Genomic DNA, 17430 nt, shown 5'->3' with positions numbered 1-17430 from the left:
GGGATGAGTCAAAGTCGAGGTTTTAGTTCCTCCATAAGTCCAGCCTATGGGACGCGCAAAACTGCGCGACATAAGTCAACCTTATGGCTCCTGGCTTTTTCAATCTTGGATCTTGCTGTTTCATTCGTGCCAACTTTCCCCGCATCAGTGAGAAAGGAACCGGAATGGCCAGCGTGACAGCGTCCACGACAAACGATCCTGATGAGCAGGATTGGAATATAGGTGTCGATATCGGCGGAACGTTCATCGATTTCTGCGCTTTGGAGACCCGCTCCGGCCGCGTCGCCTCGTTGAAGGTTCTGACGACCCCAGATGATCCAGGCGCCGAGTTGACGATTGGCCTCTCGCTCCTCAGCGAGCGGGAAGGGCTTGACCCTGCCACCGTAAGCCGCTTCGTTCACGGGACGACGGTCGGAATCAACACCGTAATCCAGCGACGCGGCGCATCGCTCGCGCTGCTGACCAATGCCGGCTTTGAAGACGTCATCGAGTTAGCGCGATTGAGAATGCCCGATGTCTATTCGCTTTTCTGCGCCCGCCCCGATCAGCTCATTTCCAGAGACATGATCTTCGGAGTTGCGGCGCGAATGAGATCCGACGGAAGTCAAGCGCAGGCGCCTGATATGGAGGACGTTACCAATGCCGTGGCCGCAGCCAAGGCAAAGGGTGCGTCCGGCATCATCGTGTCCTTTCTGCATTCCTGGCGAAGCGACGCCCAGGAGGCCGCAGTCAAAGCGAAGATTGGAGAGGTTGCGCCGGATCTCTTCGTCTTCACATCGTCGGAAGTGTGGCCCGTCATCCGCGAGTACGAGCGTACAACCACCGCCATCCTAAACGGCTATGTCCACCCCCGCGTTTCCGGCTATCTGACTGCGCTCGAGGAGAAACTTGCGTCGCGCGGCGTCAGCGCGCCGGCATTGTTGACCAAGTCGAACGGCGGCGTCATGAATGCAGCGGAGGGCAAGCGGTCCTGCGTGCAGATGCTGCTTTCGGGCACAGCGTCGGGCGTAATCGGCGCTGCCTGGCTTGCCCGGCGTGCGGGCGAGAAGCACATTTTGACCCTCGATATCGGCGGCACTTCGGCGGATTTCGCTCTTATCATCGACGGCGAGCCGCAATTTGGCTCCGGCGAACTCATCGGCGAGTTTCCGCTGCACATCCCGTCGGTATCGGTCAGCTCAATTGGTATCGGCGGAGGCTCGATTGCGAGCGTGGACGCCCAAGGCGTTCTGCGCGTCGGACCGGAGTCGGCCGGCTCTACACCCGGCCCCGCCTGCTACAGTCGGGGAGGCACGCAGGCGACGGTGACTGACGCCATGGCAGTCTGCGGATGGCTGGGCCATAGTCAGATGGCCTATGGTCAGCTTCAGATTGACGTCGGCCTGGCCAGGGCGGCGGTGACCCGACTTGCAGAGCGGATTGGCAGGACGGTGGAAGAGTCCGCGCAGGCGATCCTGGACATCGCCGTCTCGGAAATGTTCGTGGAAGTTGAGAAATTGGCTTCGCGCGCCGGCGTCGATCTCAGGGAGTTCACGCTGATGCCCTTCGGCGGCGGCGGACCAATGCTTGGCGCGTTCCTCGCCCGTGAATTCAGGATGGCGAAGGTCATCGGCCCACCGCGCCCGGGCGTTGTTTCGGCTCTTGGCGGTCTGGTCGCGGACCTGCGCGGCGATTTTATCCGTACCATCTTTACCCACTTGTCGGACGAGGCGGTGTCGCTATTGCGCACGGCATTCGAGGCTCTGTCTGATGAAGGACGCAGCTGGCTGAAAAATCAGGGGCATAGCGGGCCGGCTGTGCTGAACGTCTCAGCCGACATGCGCTACCTTGGTCAGAGCTTCGAGATAGAGGTGCCGATTGAGGTGGCTTGGATTGCCAACGGCGATCTGGATGCCATGGCGCGCGCCTTTCATGTCATTCACGAGAGGATTTATGATTTCCACGATCCGGAAGGGGAGATCGAAATCGTCAACTTGCGCCTGTCGGCCGTTGGAGCGGGACCGATCCTGGAGTTTCCGACGGCAGCGCCGGATTCGCACACTGCGATATCGCCTGAGCGCGAGATACCTGTCTTTACCGGCAAAAACTTCGAATGGATCGGGCTTTACCGGCGCGACATGCTTCGTCCCGGCGGACGATTTGCAGGCCCCGCCGTGGTCGCGCAGGAAGACACGACCTTCGCAATTCCGAGCGGTACGCAGGTGGAAGTCGACCGCCACCTGAACCTGCACCTCACCTTCCCGGAGTAACAGCGCATGTTCGACCCATTGAACCTTCAAGTGTTCGCCAACCACACGCGAGCTGCCGCCGAAAACATGGCTTATACTCTCCAGCGGACGGCCCATTCCGCCTTCGTGAAGGAGACCGAGGACTTCACCGTCATGCTGATCAACCGTAGAGGCGAGACGTTCGGCGTGCCGATGGGCCTCGGCGCGACCTGGTATCCCGGTCTCACATATACCCGAGCGATCGAGATGATCGATGACTACAAGCCGGGGGACGTCGCCTTCACCAACGATCCCTATTCCTGCTTCGTCGCGACCCATGCGCCGGACACCCATTTGTGGAAGCCAGTCTTCTACGACGGCGAAATCATCGCCTGGACCGGGGGCCATATCCATAACACGGACATGGGCGGCGCCGTGCCGGCCTCACTGTCGCGTGCACTCACTGAAATTCACCAGGAAGGCATCCGCTTTCCGCCGATGAAGCTGGTCAACGAAGGTGTCTTCGATGACGATATTCTCAAGATCATGAGGACCAACGTCCGCAAGCCGGACCTTAACGTTGGCGACATCAAGGCTCTCGTCGGTGCGCTCAATACGGGCGAGCGGAAGATCCTTGCGATGGTTGAAAAATTCGGCAAGGAGGCGTTCCTGGAAGGCGCCGACGCTCTGCTCGACCATGCCGAGGCGCAGGCGCGGGACCTCCTTCGTGCCATGCCGGATGGGACCTGGGAATTTGTCGACTATGCCGACGAGGATTCTGTGGAGGCTAATCCTTGTCGCTTGAAGCTGACCTTGACGATCAAGGGAGACGAGGCACTGCTCGACTTCACGGGTTCCGACCCGCAACTTGGCTCGTCGCTCAACGTGCCATCGGGCGGCGATCCTCGCCACACGATGCTATTGGTCGGCGTCTACTACGTGCTCTACACGCTGAACCCGAAGATCCTGCTGAACACCGGCCTGACGCGGCCCTTCACCTGCATCGCTCCGAAAGGCAGCGTTCTCAATCCGATTGCCCCGGCCGCCGTTGGTATGCGTTCTCTGACCTGCGCTCGTCTGCGCTCGGTCATTTTTGGCGCATTTTGCCGGGCCGTGCCTGAGAAGCTGCCCGCGGCTCCGGCGGGAAACAATTGCATCGTCAACGTCATGACGACCGATGAGCGGACAGGTCGCACCGTGATTGCCGCGGTCAATCCGGTGGTCGGTGGCGGCGGCGCCATGCCACATCGCGATGGAACGAATGGATCGGGCGCGGATGCCGCCTACCTGAAGAACACGCCGATCGAGATCACCGAGACCGAGGTGCCCATCGAGTTCATAAAATATGGATTGGCAAAAGACAGCGGGGGTGCCGGCCGTTGGCGAGGCGGTCTTGCGACCGAAATGGCGTTTCGAGTGTTCGCGCCGGGCAGTCGCATCACTGCCCGCAATCGCGACCGCAGCTTCTTCCGTCCGTGGGGATTGCTGGGCGGTCGAGCAGCCGGCTTGTCGGACATGACTGTCAATCCTGGACGGGAAGATTACCGCCGCCTTGGCAACATCGATACCGCCGTTCTGCAGCCGGGCGATGTCCTCGAAATCCGGTCTGCCGGCGGTGGCGGACGCGGCGATCCGCTGGACCGCGAAACATGGCGGGTGGCGCGGGACGTGGCCCGGGGCTATGTTTCGCCAGAAGCTGCCGAGCGCGATTACGGTGTTGTCATTCGCGACGGCTTGGTCGATGAGGTCGTCACGGCCGCCCTGAGGGCTTCGCGCAGCAAGTCGACCGCCCACTTCCACTACGGCCCGGAGCGGGAAGGCTACGAGGCGCAATGGACGCCCGGCGCCTATGACCTCCTGACGGAAATTTTGGCCGGTCTTCCCATCCACTGGCGCTTCTTCACAAAGACGGAAATCTTCCGCCGCATGAAAGGACGTGTCGGACCGGACGGCGTCGCGGCGGCTCTTTCGGATGTGAGCGCCCGCTTCAAGGAAATGCCTCGACCAGCGATCGAAACCAAAGAGGCGGCCGAATGAAACCTGACAACGGGCTGATGAGGGACACCGGACGGATCGTGCGCCTTGCCGAGCAAGGCAGGCCTCCGGTTCGCTTCCTGCTGAACGGTGAAGCATGCGAAGCGCTTGCCGGCGACACGGTGCTAACTGCCATGCTCCTTCACGTTCCAGCGCTGAGGCAGTCCGAGTTCGGGCCTGAAAAGAGGGCGGGCTTCTGCCTCATGGGAGCCTGTCAGGATTGCTGGGTCTGGCAGGAGGATGCCGGGCGGCTGAGAGCCTGCACGACGCTCATTGCCGGTGGCATGAAGCTCCTTACCGCCGTCCCGCAGGGATGGCCGTCATGAGTCCTGGGGCACAGAGGGTCGTCATCGTCGGAGCGGGGCCTGCCGGCATCCGGGCTGCAGAACTTCTGGTGTCTGCCGGGATCCGGCCAGTCGTCATCGACGAAGGCATGAGGGCAGGCGGCCAGATATACCGCAGGCCGCCTCAGGGGTTCAATCGCAAGCCGAAACAACTCTACGGCTACGAGGCTCGCAAGGCCGTCACGCTGCATGCTTTGTTCGACAGCATGGTTACCGCCGGCCTCGTCGACTATCATCCCCAAAGCTCGGTTCTCGCTCGGTCGGGCCATATGCTGCAGACATTGACGCCGGCCGGCCGACGGGAATTCCCTTATGACCGGCTCATCCTTGCGACCGGCGCAACGGACCGTTTGGCACCGGTGCCGGGTTGGCAGGCACCCGGTGTCTATAGTCTCGGGGCGACGCAGATCGCGCTGAAGGCGCAAGGCGTGGCACTCGGGCGCAGGATAGTCCTTGCCGGCTCCGGACCGCTGCTTACCCTCGTGGCGACCCAGTTGCTGAAGGCCGGGGCCAAGCTGGCAGCGGTCCTCGACACGTCGACGATCCAGGACCAATTGGCCGGTCTGCCCGGTATGGCGGCGGCACGGCCGCGCCTCGTTCTGCTCGGCCTCATGATGCGCGCAAAGCTTGGCCGACTGTATCATTCCGGCGTGAGGCTAGTTGGCATCGATACTGATGAACGCGGGCCGATCGGCGTGCGGTGGCGCGATGGGCGCGGCGATGAGCATTTCACCGCATGCGATATGGTCGGCATTGGCTGGCATCTTCGGGCGGAGACGCAGCTGGCCGGCCTGGCGGGTTGCGACTTCGAATACGACAATGGCTGGGCACAATGGCTGCCGCGCACGGATAGGATGGGCCGGGCCACCGAGGGGCTTTACCTTGCCGGCGACGGATTACGGCTCCTCGGAGCCGATGGTGCGGAAGTGGCCGGCCGACTGGCCGCCTGCGCCTGCCTTGCCGACATGGGATTGCCTGCGCCGGACGTTGCGGCGGATTTGCGTCGGCTCGACCGGCTCGAACGGTTTGCTCGCGCGATGGCGCGCGCCTTTCCGTGGCCGGCGGAGATGGTTCGTCGGACCTCGGACGAAACGCTGGTCTGTCGATGCGAGGGGGTGACGGCGGGACAGCTACGTGAGAGCGTCGACTATGGCGGCGCGGAAGCCAATCGGGTCAAATCTCTGGTCCGGGTCGGCATGGGCCGCTGTCAGGGGCGTTTCTGCCAGCTCGCTGGCGCCGAGTTGATCGCCGAAAGGGCCGGCATCGCTGCATGCGAAGCCGGGCGCCTGCGCGAACAGGCGCCCGTTCGTCCGCTGCCGATCGGCATCTGGGCGCGCGAGCCATAAGGTTTGTGGCTCAGCCCGTTGTTCTCACCTCGCGCAACTCAATGACCGAGCTCATCGCCATTTGCGAGGACGGCTGCGCAGGCCTCGCGGATATTGTCGCGCATGGCAAGATGGGTTCCCGTCAGAGGCCGATCGCGGCTAGTCAGCAGGGCGATCGGAACAAGGGTTTTTTGACGCAGCGGGCGGCGCACGAGCCCCGGAAACTGTTCCCAAGGCAAGAGACCATCGACTATCGCGACACCGAATCCGTCCCGAACGAAAGGAAGGGCTGTGATGGAGATGTCGATCTCGATTGCCGGGTTGAACATCTGCTTTTCCGCAGCGGCGGCGCTTAAAAGAAGCCGGCCCGGTAGCGTGCCGGCCCGGTAGGATATCAACGTTTCGCTCTGGAGATCGGCAAATGAGATTTCGTCATGCTCCGCCAGACGGTGGCCTTCCGGTATGATGCAGGTGAGTTCGGCATGACCGAGGGTTTCAACTTCGATGCCTGGCCGCGACTTGTTGTTCATCACGACGCCGAGCAGCGCGTCGCCGTCACGGATCATGTCCACAATGTTGACCAGCGGCGCGATCAACGATCGTACTACGATGTCCGGATGAGCGGATCTAAAGGAAAGCAGCGCCTTGGGAACGATCGACATGGCGGGAGGTGCGGAAGCTGCGACCCGGATGAGGCCGGTGCGGCCGTAGCGCATGTCTGTCGTGCGCCTGCGAAGCGCGCTGAGTTCCGCGAAAATCCGTTCGCATTCGGGATAGAGCTCTTCAGCCTCGCGCGTGGCAACAAGCTTGCCGCGGACGCGGTTGAAGAGCTTGAAACCGATCTGGTCCTCGGCGTGAAGGAGAATCTGGCTCAGCGCCGGCTGCGAAATGTTGAGCATGGCGGCTGCCCCGGTCACCGTCCCACACCGCATCAGCATGCAGAAGACTTCGAGTTGACGTGCCTGCATTCGGGTCAATAGTCCTTTAGAGTTGCGTCGCGCGGCAATCTAAGCCGAATACAGGCGTTTCAGAAGTCCGCCACCTTACCCCAAGCAAATCCCGCGAATCTCTCCGGATGATAGGGCGCCGGATCGACGATCGGCTCCAATCCGGTGATGATGTCGGCGATCAGATGGCCGGCTCCAGGCCCAATGCCGAAGCCATGCCCGCTGAAACCGGCGGCCAGGACGAAGCCCGGAACGAAGGAGGCTTCACCGATCGCGGGTACGCCATCCGGAGTGCTATCGATATAGCCTGCCCAACTGGCGCTCACGCGTCGCCCCTTGAGGGCAGGCAGCAATTCGATGGCGCGGTCGTGCGTCAGCTTGATCGTGCCCCTGTCGATCGCCGGATCGAGGATGCGCATTCGCTCCATCGGCGTCGGCCGGTCGAGCCGCCAGCTGGCCAGGCTTTCGTGGCCGCTGTGAAGGCCCTCGAGGCCGCCGGGGGAAAGCGCGCGCCAGCGGCGAATAAACATCGGCAGGAACTGCGGCGCGAAACGCATGTTTTGCGCTGTGGGATCGACCCGTCCGCGACCGCTGATCGCAAGTGTATGGCCGCCGTCGCCCCTGCGTGTCACCGAAACATACTCAGTGTGGAGAGCGTCCGGGAGGTCTCCATGGCCGGCGCCGACGGAAAGGATCGAGGAGCGGATCGACGCTTGCGGAAAGCGGACGCCAAGCTGCCGGCAAAAGGATGAAGCCCACGCGCCGCCCGAAAGAATGGCTGTCCTGGTTCTGATCGTGCCTTTCTCGGTAATGACCGCTGAAAGCTTTCCACCTTCGGTCTCGATGCCGCGCGCAGCACAGTCCTGGTGCAGACTGCCCCCCAGTTTCATCAGGGCTCGAGCGACCGCCGGGGCGGCGTTGGCCGGATCGGCAATGCCATCGGTTGGGGAAAAGACGCCGCCTTTCCAAATGCGGCCCGTCGCCCTGCCGCGCTCGCTGGCCTGGGCGCTGTCGAGCATATGCGTGGTCACGCCGACGCTGCGCGCAAAGTTGCGCCAGCGGGCCCAGCCGGCAAGCTCTTCTTCTTTGTTGCTCAGATATAAGAGACCACAGCGGCGAAAGCCGGTGTTCTCGCCAGTCTCTGCGGCGAATTGATCCCACAGGTCGAGGCTTTTCGTCGCCATCGGCAATTCGCGGGCATCGCGGTTCTGCTGCCGGCACCAGCCCCAGTTACGGCTGGACTGTTCGGCGCCGACGCGGCCCTTCTCAACGAGAGCGACTTTCAGGCCGCGTCTTGCCAGATAATAGGCCGCAAAAACGCCGACAATTCCGGCCCCGATGACGACGGCATCGGCAAGAGATGGCAATTCGGCGGAGCTTTCGACCAGGGTGAGCGGTGCGGGCATGGATGTGGGTCTCCTATCGAGCCTGAAGCATAGCGGGAAGAACGGCCATGAAGCTGCCGCACAACTGCCGCACGCGGCATAAGATTCTGCTCATCGTGGATCAAGCGGCTAAATATGCCAGCTCGGTGCATGCAGAATGAAATAGACAAGATCGGCCATGGTGTTATGTTTGATCTTGGAATGTTCGCAGCATAAAATGCTGTCCTTGAACTCTGTTGAAAGACTTAAAGCAATGAAGCTCGACCGCATCGATATCAAGATCCTGTACGAACTTCAAAAGAATGGCCGCATCACCAATGTAGAGTTGGCGGAACTGGTAAACCTGTCGCCGAGCCCGTGCTTGATGCGGGTCAAGAAATTGCAGCACGAAGGCTATATCGAGGGATATTCAGCCCAGATCAACATCGGAAAACTGGGTCAGACACTGACCGTGTTTACGGAAGTCACTCTCAAGAATCATCGGCAGATCGACTTCGCGCGTTTTCTTTCGGTGGTGGAGAAGGTGGATCAGGTAATCGAATGCCACCTCGTCTCGGGCGGCTACGACTACATGCTGAAGTTCGTGACCGCCGGCATCGGAGAATATCAGACGATCATGGAACGGCTGACCGACATGGATATAGGGATAGACAAGTATTTCAGCTTCGTCGTGCTCAAATCACCGATCGTCAAGGCGCACATGCCGCTGACCAGCCTGTTTCCTATGTGATCGGTTACGAGGTCGTATCGTTAGCTAGGCGTGGCCATATTCACGCTTTAGCTCCGGATCCTGGACAAGGTTATCGAGCCATTTCGGATCGAGTTTCGGAACGGACCCGAACAGCAATTGGGAATAGGGATGACGAGGCGCATTTGCGGTTTCGCGCGTGATTTGCTCGACTTTTCTGCCATCGTACATCACGACGATCTCATCGCAGATTGCCTCAACGACCGATAGGTCATGGCTGATGAAAACATAAGATAAATGCAGCTCGCGCTGCAGTTCCTTGAGCAGGTCGATGATCGCAGCCGCAACAACAGTGTCGAGGGCAGAGGTGATTTCATCGCAAATAATCAAGCGCGGCTCTGCTGCAAGCGCGCGGGCAAAATTGACGCGTTGCTTCTGCCCACCGGACAATTCCGACGGATAGCGGTAGCGAAGCGCGCGCGGCAATCGCACCATGTCCAGCAATTGGTTGACCCTGGCCTCTCGGGCCTTGCGGTCCATCCCATGGTAGAAAGCCAATGGCCGCTCGAGGATATCGGCGACCGACTTTGCCGGGTTGAGCGCCGTATCGGCATATTGAAAGACAATCTGCATCTCGCGCAGTTGATCGCGCGTTCTAAGTTTCGCGGCACGGTCTATATTGCTGCCATTAAAGCCGATAGTGCCTGAGACAGCCGGCAATATGCCGGCGATGGCACGCGCCAGCGTCGACTTCCCGCATCCCGATTCGCCGATGATGCCGAGATTCCTGCCCTTTTCCACCTCAAGGCTCACGGATTGAACCGCGCAGACCGCCGGCAGACCATTGGCCAGGATGTCGCCATAGCCTGCCACCAGGCTGTCGATCCTCAACACAGGAGCAATCGATCCGTCTGTGCTTGTGCCACGGAACGCCGGTTTGGGCTCGACGGCTGCCAGCAGCTCGCGCGTATAGGGGTGGCTCGGCCGTGTCAGGATCGCTTCGGTCTCTCCCAGTTCCTGGATTTCACCACCCTTGAGCACCGCGATGCGATCGGCGATCTGCGCCACGACCGCCAGATCGTGCGAAACGTAGACACCGGCAATATCGCCGGCACGAATGACCGATTTGAACGCTTTCAACACATCGATCTGCGTCGTCACATCAAGCGCGGTAGTCGGTTCGTCAAAAATGACCAGCTTGGGTTCGCCGATCAGAGCCATGGCTGCCGCCAGCCGCTGCAATTGGCCGCCGGAGACCTGATGCGGATATCGTTCGCCGATCGTTTCCGGATTTGGCAAGGAAAGAGCCCGGAAGAGCTCGATCGCGCGACGCCGCGCCTGCTCAGGGGGCATCAGCCGGTGAATGCGGGTAACCTCGATCACCTGTTCCATAATTTTGATGGCTGGATTGAAAGCCGCTGCCGCGCTTTGCGGAATATAGGCAACCGTCGTGCCGCGGATCTTCGAGCGTTCGCTTTCCGGGAGCGCGGCCATGTCCTGCCCGTCGACTTGAACCTTGCCGCCGGAGATGCGACAGCCCTCCCGCGCATGTCCCATGAGCGTCAGCGCGATCGTTGTCTTGCCCGATCCGCTTTCGCCGATGAGCGCTACAATCTCACCTCTGGCGATGTCGAAGCTGACACCTTTGATGATCTCGACCGTGCGACCGGAGTCTGTCGTCGCCTGGACCTTCAGATTTTTGATTTCAACGAGGTTGGTCATCGTCACGCGTTCCTGTCTCTGATCCTGCGCGGCAGGTTGTCGATCAGCAGGTTGACGCTGATGGTGAGGCTGGCAATGGCAAAGGAAGGCACGATCACGGCAGGTGCAGCAAAAGACAGCCCACCGATATTTTCGCGGACCAAAGCTCCCCAGTCGGCGTAAGGCGGCTGCAGGCCAAGGCCGAGAAAGGAGAGACCCGACAACAGGAGAACGACAAAGACGAAGCGAAGGCCGAAATCGGCCAGAACAGGACGAATAATGTTTGGCAGGATTTCCGACCCGATGATGTAGCCGACCCTTTCGCCGCGAGTGCGCGCAACCGTAATGAAGTCCATCGTGTTGATGTTAACGGCAAGCGCGCGGGCAAAGCGATAGGCGCCGGGCGTATAGATGACAGCGAGTGTGATGATCAACACCGGAATGGACGAGCCGACGGCAGCGACGACGACCAGGCCAAAAAGCTTGCTTGGGATAGAGTTCAAAGCATCGAGAAACCGGCTCAAAATTGTGTCAAACCAACCGCCGATAGCTGCGGCGATCATGCCGAGCGTCACGCCGCAAAAGCAGCAAAGTGCGACGGCAGCCAATGAAATGCCGACCGTGTAGCGCGCACCCATCAGGACGCGCGAGAACATGTCACGGCCGAGATAGTCCGAACCGAGCCACAATTGGTGGCTCATCGGACCAAAATAATCCGTATCGACGATTTCACCGACGGAATAGGGGATAATATAGGGTGCGAACAGGGCGACGATCGTCCACCCGAGGATGATGGCAAAGGCCAGGATGCCGACGGGGCTAACGTTGTAGCCAAGCATGGATGGAGTGCGGCGAGGCAGGGTTTTCGTGGTCATCGCAGCCTCGGATTCGACAAGATGGCAACAATGTCAGCGGCGGTAATCAACAAGAGATAACCAAGGCAGAAAATCATCGCGCAGCTTTGGATAAGCGGCAGATCGCGCGTCGCGACCGCGTCTACCATCAGCTTGGCGATGCCGGGATAGTTGAAGATGGTTTCGACAATGATCACGCCGCCGACGAGGTAGGAGAGCGAAAGCGCAATCGCATTGACGATCGGCCCAAGGGCATTGGGCAATGCGTGCCTGAACACCATGCGGCCGCGCGAGGCGCCCTTGAGCAGGGCCATTTCCACATAGGGCGTCTTCAGCGTCTCGATCAGCGCCGCCCGGGTCATGCGGATCATCTGCGCCGAGATGACGAAAGTGAGCGTAATGACGGGCATGGCATAGATCTTCAGGAGGTCGAAGAATGTATGCGCTTCGTTGACGGAGGATAGTGCAGGCAGCCAGCGCAGATAGACGGCAAACAGGAGCACCGCAAGCGTCGCGACCATGAACTCGGGCACCGATATCACGCCGATGGAAAAGATCGTGACAAACCGATCGTAATAGGAGCCGCGAAGCATGGCTGAGGTAATGCCGAGCAGGAGTGCCAGCGGGACCGAAACGAGCGTAGTGATGGCGGCAAGCTCCATCGTCGCCACCAGACGGCCACCGATCAGCTGTGCGACAGGCATATTATTCGCATAGGATATACCGAGGTCGCCCTTCATCAGGCCCAAAAGCCAACCCATGAACCGCAAGATTGCCGGTTCATCGAGATGCATGGCCTTGCGCAGCCCAGCAACCGCTTCGGGTGTGGCCGCCTGACCGAGCAGGATGGAGGCGGTGTCTCCTGGCAGCATGTTGGTTGCAAAAAACACGGCAAAAGACACGATCAGCAAGGTGATGATCGCTATGACGAGCCGGTTTAGGACAAGTAAGGAAACCTCGGATCTCAAACAAAATGCTCCTGCGGCGTTCTACGAAACGAATGGCGTTCGCGGGGCGGAAGTCCCCCGGGGCGATTTCAGCCGTCCCGGGGAAGTGTCCGTCGCTATCAGGCCTGGAGCCAGAGATACTCCGCCATTGCATAGCCCATCATGCCACCGAGCGGGTTGGCTTCCAAACCGTTTACCTTGCTCGAAAGAGCATCCACATTCGAGATGTAGGCAGGGATGATGGTGCCTGCTTCTTCGGCAACCATCGCTTGCATTTCGCCGTAGATTTGCTTGCGCTTGGCATGATCGAGCAAGCCGCGAGCTTCGACAAGCATCTTGTCGAATTTTTCGGACTTATACTGGCTCTCGTTCCAGGGTGCATTTGAAGCATAGAGCAGAGAGAACAGGATGTCGGGCGTCGGGCGCGGATTGATGTTGCCGAAATGGATCGGCGCCTTCAGCCAATAATTGTCCCAATAGCCATCGGAGGGAACACGCTGGACATCAAGCTTCATGCCGATGTCGGCGCCGGCGGCTTGGATGATCATGGCCATGTCGATCGACGAGGTTGCTGCGTCGGAGGCTACCACCGGAATAGACTGGCCGAGCACGCCTGCCTTCTGGAAATAGAACTTGGCTTTGTCCGGATCGAAGGCCTTCGGCTTCAGGTCGTTGTTGTGATAGATGTTGGCCGGAGAAACGGGCTGATCATTGGCAACTTCCCCAAGGCCACGCAACGCTGACTTGACGATCTGTTCGCGATTGACCAGGTACTTCATCCCGTCGACGAAGTCCTTTTTGTTCCCCGGGGCCATGTCCAGGCGCATGTTGAGGTTGGTATAATTGCCGCTCGTCGTCTTCGACAGCGTAAAGCCCGACTGACCATCGATCAGCTTCATAGCGCGTGGATTGATCGATGCGGCAAAATGAATGTCGCCCGAAAGCAGGGCATTCACACGCGCATTGTCATCACTGATCGCGAAGAATTCGAACGAGTCGAGATGGGGTTGGCCAGACTTCCAGTAGTTCTTGTTCTTCACCACGATCGAGCGATTGCCCGGATCGAAGGTTTCAAGAACGAAGGCTCCGGTGCCGTTGCCCTTCGAGAAGTCGGTCGTGCCATTGGCAACGATCATAAAGTGATGCAGCGCCAGGATGGTCGGCAGGTCGGCATTCGGGTTGGCCAAGGTAATTTCGACCGTTGACTTGTCGACGGCCTTGAAGTCGGTCATCTGCGCGGCGATCTTGGCGACCTTCGAGCCGACACCGGGGTCGAGGTGGCGCTTCAGCGAGAAGACGACGTCGTCGGCCGTCAGCTCCTTGCCGTCATGGAATGTCACACCCTTGCGCAGCTTGACCGTCCAGATCTTGGCGTCCTTGCTTTCGATGCTCTCGGCAAGCTCCATTTGTGTCACGCCGGCCTTGTCGAGGAAGGTCAGACGATTGTAGAGCGAACAGCAACGCACATAGTCGGTAGACAAGGATGCTTTTGCTGGGTCCAGTGTGTCGGCGGTCGAGGACGACCAGCCGGCCGCCTTGAAAGCACCGCCCGAGACGGGCGTGGCTGCAATAGCCCGCGAAGCCCGGCCGAGAATGAAGCCGGCGCCAGATGCTGCCATGCCACCTGCCAGCATCAATTTCAGAAGATCGCGTCGGGTCGCCCCGCGCCTGATGGCATTCTCCACCATTGCGTCGTCGGCAGAGGTCCAGTTTGAAATTTTTTCAGTCATCTCATTCCCCTTTTTCTGTTGGTTTGATGGGACGCCCGTCTTGCCCGCGAGCTTTCCCAGGTTGAGTTATTGTTTTTCGAGCAGCCTTTCCTTGACCGCCGAGGCAAAGGCCGCCATCGACGTGAAATGGTAATCTGGCTGGGTGAAGGTCTCGGGCTCTATCGTCCCGCCGTAACCGTCCTGCGCATGACGGCGCTCGATCCAGCAATTGGTCAGGCCAAGCTTCCGCGAAATGCCGATGTCGTGATATTGGCTCTGCGCGACATGCAGAATATCGTTCTTGCTCGCCCCTTCACCGGCAACGAACTCGAATACCTGTTCGAAGAAGGCGGGGTCTGGCTTTTCAGTGCCGGTATCGTCGGCCGTAAAGGTCGCGAAGAACGGCGAGCCCAATTTCTTTTCGAAATGATCGAGCGCCCAGCGGCGCGCGTTTGTCATGGCGATGAGGCGATGCGTTTTCGCAAGTTCTGCAAGCGCCGCTTCGCTGTCCTCAAACGCTTCCCAGCTCGCGACGGAATCGCGCAATTGCTGAGCGTATTGCTCTTCTGACGGCAAACCGAGCTTCGGCGCAATAACCTTGTAGACCCGCACGAGATCGTCCGGAAAGAGGTCGGCATCTTTGCTGTAGCGCGCCAGGCGATAAAGTTTCAGGGCTTCCTCGCCATCGATGGAGAGGCCGGCTTGCGCCGCGATCTCAGCAAGACTGGTCTTTAAGCCACCTTCAAAGTCGATGAGTGTGCCGACGACGTCGAAAGTGAGATACTTGAAGTCCTGAAAGTCTCTGGCCAACTCACGCTCTCCTTCATGGTCTGCTGGCGGACAGACCGGTTGCAGCATAAAATTCTGGTTCAATCGGCGAAAATCGCCCTGCAAAGCCCGGAAAAGCCGGCTTTCAGCCGTTCTGGGAAGTAGTTTGGCGGTTCCTGAGCGGCGGAGTCGCCGAATCGATGGTGTGTCGCGGCACAAAATTTCGAATTTCCGGGTCTGTCCGATATTTCGCCGATGGAGAATGGCATCCGCCGCTTCAACGCATTGCTTCCCGGACATCCGGATCCTCCAATGTCTGGTCGAGGGTCTTGCGCGTGCGTTCCAGGATCGCGTCGATATCGTCGTCGGTGCAGCAAAGTGGCGGCGCGTATCCGAGCACGCCATGGGAGAATGCTCGGATAACGAGGCCATTTTCCCAAGCACGGTCGAAAATCCTACGCGCCGGCATGGCAGCGCTTGGCAGCGGTGTCTTCTTGATCTTGTCAACCACGAGTTCCACTGCGGCTAACATTCCTCGACCACGAACATCGCCCACCAGCGGATGGTCACGCAGGCTTTCCAGGCCTGCCATCAGGCGGGCGCCTGCTTTGACGCCGTTTTCAAGAAGACCGCCTTCATAAAGCTTCAGCACTTCGAGTCCGACCGCGGCACTGACGGGATGGGCCGAATAAGTATAGCCATGGCCCACGGCTGTATTGCCTGCAGCATCGGCGATGACATTGTAGACACGATCGGACATGAACACGGCGCCCATCGGCACATAGCCCGAGGTCAGGCCTTTGGCCGTCGTCATGAAATCCGGGACGATTTCGTCTTGCGAGCAGGCGAACAGAGGCCCCGTCCTCCCGAAGCCGGTTATAACCTCATCGGCGATGAAAAGAATATCGTACTGGCTGCAAAGGTCACGGATCGCCTTGATCCAGCCTTTCGGTGGCACGATAACGCCGCCGGATCCCTGGATCGGCTCGGCATAGAATGCGGCAACGCGCTCGGCGCCGATCGCCTCAATCTTCGATTTCAAATCCCGGATGGATGCGGCAATGATCGCATCCGCATTGGTGCCGACCGGATTGCGATACGGATAGGGCGAGGGGATTTTATGCTGCCAGTCAAAGGGCACGCCAAAGCCCGCGTGAAATCCGGGCAGCGCCGTTAGTCCGGCGCCCACGGTCGAGGAGCCGTGATAGCCTTGCTCGATCGAGATGAATTGGTCGCGCTCGGGCTTGCCCTTGGCGTGCCAGTAATAGCGGATGAAACGGACTGTGCTATCGACGGCATCCGATCCACCGAGCGTGAAGTAGATATGATTGAGATCGCCCGGCGCGCGATCGGCGAGCTCGGCGGCGAGACGGATAGCGGCTTCGCAGCCGAGATCGAAATAGCCGGTCGCGTAAGGCAGCTCGCGCATTTGGCGGGCTGCCGCCTCAACAATGCTTTCGTGTCCATAGCCGGCGTTCACGCACCAGAGCCCGGCAAATCCGTCGACCAGCTGGTGGCCGGATGCTTCGGTAACAGTTGCACCCTTCGCGGATCTCAAAACTCGCACACCCAGCTTTTCATGCCCGCGATAGGATGAAACCGGATGGATGAGGTGTGCGCGGTCGAGTTCGATGAGGGAGTTGGCGAGCATAATGATCTCCAGATTATCCGAGGGCCTGATTGGCCAATGCAAATATTCCTGCGCCCTGGCTGACCACTGATGCACCGGCCGGTCGCTGCATCGCGATGCCGCCTCCCACTTGGTTGAGACCGATCTGCGCCAGCCAGTTGGGTAGTCCCGAGCGTTCATTCGTATCGACACGCAGGAAGGCGCTCGACTTGCGAAGGGCGAGCGCTGCTATCAACGACTTTGCGTCCTCAGCGCTCGACGCGATTACGGGCCCGATAACATCGCCGCGACCAAAAGCGCGCAGCGCACCATAGGCATCAATGCGGCCGCGACGTCTGATGACCGCAACTTGGGCGACGCTCGCAAGTACATCGATCAGTGCGCTGCGGTCGGCGCCAAAGGCTGCGCGATCGAGGGCTTTGATGGCCGAGAAATCACCCGCGCTTGCTGCCTCTACGTCTCCCAGAGAAGCAAGATCGGTGAGGTACCCCTGATGCTGAAATATCTCGCCCTTGGCGGCAAAACCGAGCTTGCGGTAGAGCGGAAGGCCGTCTGCCGTCGCAATGAGCCTGAGGGACCGATCGCCGGCAAGCGCCATCGCCTCGTCCATGAGCTTGCGGCCAAGGCCGCGGCCGCGCATCGTCTCGTCAACGATCACCATGTTGATCGTCGCACAATCTTCACCATAGGGGGTCATCAGGATGGTGCCCACGACCCGGCCTGCCTCGTCAATCGCCGCGATGCCACGGCTCAAATGCAGGCCCATATGCCAGTCCTCGGCACGATGGGGCCATTTGGCCTGGCGCGAGAGAGCTAGTGCGCCGCCTATGTGCTCCGATGTGAAGCTGACCAGATTTATGTCGTCGGTTCGCATGAGGCGTCCTTTCCTTG

At 59.9% G+C, this 17430-nt stretch carries 14 protein-coding genes; 5 read left to right on the top strand and 9 right to left on the bottom strand.

All coding sequences use genetic code 11. The annotated features are described in order from the left end of the window. Nucleotides 1-164: 164 nt before the first annotated feature. Genes PY650_RS08990 through PY650_RS08975 form a run of 4 tightly spaced genes read left to right on the top strand, consistent with a single transcriptional unit; the run spans nt 165 to nt 5931 of the window. Nucleotides 165-2249 (top strand): hydantoinase/oxoprolinase family protein, encoded by a 2085-nt coding sequence (locus PY650_RS08990; protein WP_285878796.1) that lies wholly within the window; start codon nt 165-167, stop codon nt 2247-2249. Nucleotides 2250-2255: 6 nt separating this feature from the next. Beyond that, complete coding sequence (locus PY650_RS08985) at nt 2256-4244, top strand: hydantoinase B/oxoprolinase family protein (RefSeq protein ID WP_285878794.1); 1989 nt, start codon at nt 2256-2258, stop codon at nt 4242-4244. Further along, nucleotides 4241-4567, top strand: a complete 327-nt coding sequence (locus PY650_RS08980; protein WP_432761508.1) for a (2Fe-2S)-binding protein — start codon at nt 4241-4243, stop codon at nt 4565-4567. The genes PY650_RS08985 and PY650_RS08980 overlap by 4 nt, the downstream gene beginning before the upstream one ends. Beyond that, nucleotides 4564-5931, top strand: coding sequence for an FAD/NAD(P)-dependent oxidoreductase (locus tag PY650_RS08975; protein WP_285878792.1), 1368 nt, complete (start codon nt 4564-4566; stop codon nt 5929-5931). The genes PY650_RS08980 and PY650_RS08975 overlap by 4 nt, the downstream gene beginning before the upstream one ends. Before the next feature lie 38 nt (nt 5932-5969). On the opposite strand, the gene PY650_RS08970 is transcribed toward PY650_RS08975, so the two are convergent. Both PY650_RS08970 and PY650_RS08965 read right to left on the bottom strand, forming a co-directional pair. After that, complete coding sequence (locus tag PY650_RS08970; protein WP_285878790.1) at nt 5970-6878, bottom strand: LysR family transcriptional regulator; 909 nt, start codon at nt 6876-6878, stop codon at nt 5970-5972. A gap of 59 nt (nt 6879-6937) precedes the next feature. Then, complete coding sequence (locus PY650_RS08965; protein ID WP_285878789.1) at nt 6938-8263, bottom strand: NAD(P)/FAD-dependent oxidoreductase; 1326 nt, start codon at nt 8261-8263, stop codon at nt 6938-6940. 232 nt (nt 8264-8495) lie between these two features. Between PY650_RS08965 and PY650_RS08960 the strand changes: the two genes are divergently transcribed. Beyond that, on the top strand, nt 8496-8972 hold the full coding sequence (locus tag PY650_RS08960; protein WP_285878788.1) for an Lrp/AsnC family transcriptional regulator: 477 nt from the start codon (nt 8496-8498) through the stop codon (nt 8970-8972). A 24-nt stretch (nt 8973-8996) separates the two neighbouring features. Here PY650_RS08960 and PY650_RS08955 read toward each other — a convergent pair whose 3' ends face one another. From PY650_RS08955 to PY650_RS08925, 7 genes are all read right to left on the bottom strand, one after another. Beyond that, nucleotides 8997-10652 carry an ABC transporter ATP-binding protein gene (locus PY650_RS08955; protein ID WP_285878786.1) on the bottom strand — a complete coding sequence of 552 codons (1656 nt, stop codon included), beginning with the start codon at nt 10650-10652 and terminating at the stop codon, nt 8997-8999. A gap of 2 nt (nt 10653-10654) precedes the next feature. After that, a complete protein-coding gene (locus tag PY650_RS08950; RefSeq protein WP_285878784.1) occupies nt 10655-11506 on the bottom strand; it encodes an ABC transporter permease in 852 nt (283 codons plus the stop codon). Next, nucleotides 11503-12453: an ABC transporter permease gene (locus PY650_RS08945; protein WP_285878782.1), complete on the bottom strand. Its 951-nt coding sequence runs from the start codon at nt 12451-12453 to the stop codon at nt 11503-11505. Before PY650_RS08945 ends, PY650_RS08950 begins: the two co-directional genes overlap by 4 nt. 98 nt (nt 12454-12551) lie before the next feature. Then, nucleotides 12552-14162, bottom strand: coding sequence for an ABC transporter substrate-binding protein (locus tag PY650_RS08940; RefSeq protein ID WP_285878781.1), 1611 nt, complete (start codon nt 14160-14162; stop codon nt 12552-12554). Nucleotides 14163-14228: 66 nt separating this feature from the next. Further along, nucleotides 14229-14951: an HAD-IA family hydrolase gene (locus PY650_RS08935; protein ID WP_285878780.1), complete on the bottom strand. Its 723-nt coding sequence runs from the start codon at nt 14949-14951 to the stop codon at nt 14229-14231. Nucleotides 14952-15186: 235 nt separating this feature from the next. After that, nucleotides 15187-16560 (bottom strand): aspartate aminotransferase family protein, encoded by a 1374-nt coding sequence (locus PY650_RS08930; protein ID WP_285878778.1) that lies wholly within the window; start codon nt 16558-16560, stop codon nt 15187-15189. A 13-nt stretch (nt 16561-16573) separates the two neighbouring features. Beyond that, nucleotides 16574-17413 carry a GNAT family N-acetyltransferase gene (locus PY650_RS08925; RefSeq protein ID WP_285878776.1) on the bottom strand — a complete coding sequence of 280 codons (840 nt, stop codon included), beginning with the start codon at nt 17411-17413 and terminating at the stop codon, nt 16574-16576. Nucleotides 17414-17430 lie beyond the last annotated feature (17 nt).

Origin of the sequence: Martinezella calliandrae, assembly GCF_030272695.1 — a bacterium.
Classification (GTDB): domain Bacteria; phylum Pseudomonadota; class Alphaproteobacteria; order Rhizobiales; family Rhizobiaceae; genus Rhizobium; species Rhizobium calliandrae.
This window is presented reverse-complemented; position numbering and strand designations above follow the sequence as displayed.

Bases quoted from the DNA above. Each gene is read 5' to 3' on its own strand.
- PY650_RS08990 (WP_285878796.1), top strand. From the start codon at position 165: ATGGCCAGCGTGACAGCGTCCACGACAAACGATCCTGATGAGCAGGAT.
- PY650_RS08985 (WP_285878794.1), top strand. From the start codon at position 2,256: ATGTTCGACCCATTGAACCTTCAAGTGTTCGCCAACCACACGCGAGCT.
- PY650_RS08980 (WP_432761508.1), top strand. From the start codon at position 4,241: ATGAAACCTGACAACGGGCTGATGAGGGACACCGGACGGATCGTGCGC.
- PY650_RS08975 (WP_285878792.1), top strand. From the start codon at position 4,564: ATGAGTCCTGGGGCACAGAGGGTCGTCATCGTCGGAGCGGGGCCTGCC.
- PY650_RS08970 (WP_285878790.1), bottom strand. From the start codon at position 6,878: ATGCAGGCACGTCAACTCGAAGTCTTCTGCATGCTGATGCGGTGTGGG.
- PY650_RS08965 (WP_285878789.1), bottom strand. From the start codon at position 8,263: ATGCCCGCACCGCTCACCCTGGTCGAAAGCTCCGCCGAATTGCCATCT.
- PY650_RS08960 (WP_285878788.1), top strand. From the start codon at position 8,496: ATGAAGCTCGACCGCATCGATATCAAGATCCTGTACGAACTTCAAAAG.
- PY650_RS08955 (WP_285878786.1), bottom strand. From the start codon at position 10,652: ATGACCAACCTCGTTGAAATCAAAAATCTGAAGGTCCAGGCGACGACA.
- PY650_RS08950 (WP_285878784.1), bottom strand. From the start codon at position 11,506: ATGACCACGAAAACCCTGCCTCGCCGCACTCCATCCATGCTTGGCTAC.
- PY650_RS08940 (WP_285878781.1), bottom strand. From the start codon at position 14,162: ATGACTGAAAAAATTTCAAACTGGACCTCTGCCGACGACGCAATGGTG.
- PY650_RS08930 (WP_285878778.1), bottom strand. From the start codon at position 16,560: ATGCTCGCCAACTCCCTCATCGAACTCGACCGCGCACACCTCATCCAT.
- PY650_RS08925 (WP_285878776.1), bottom strand. From the start codon at position 17,413: ATGCGAACCGACGACATAAATCTGGTCAGCTTCACATCGGAGCACATA.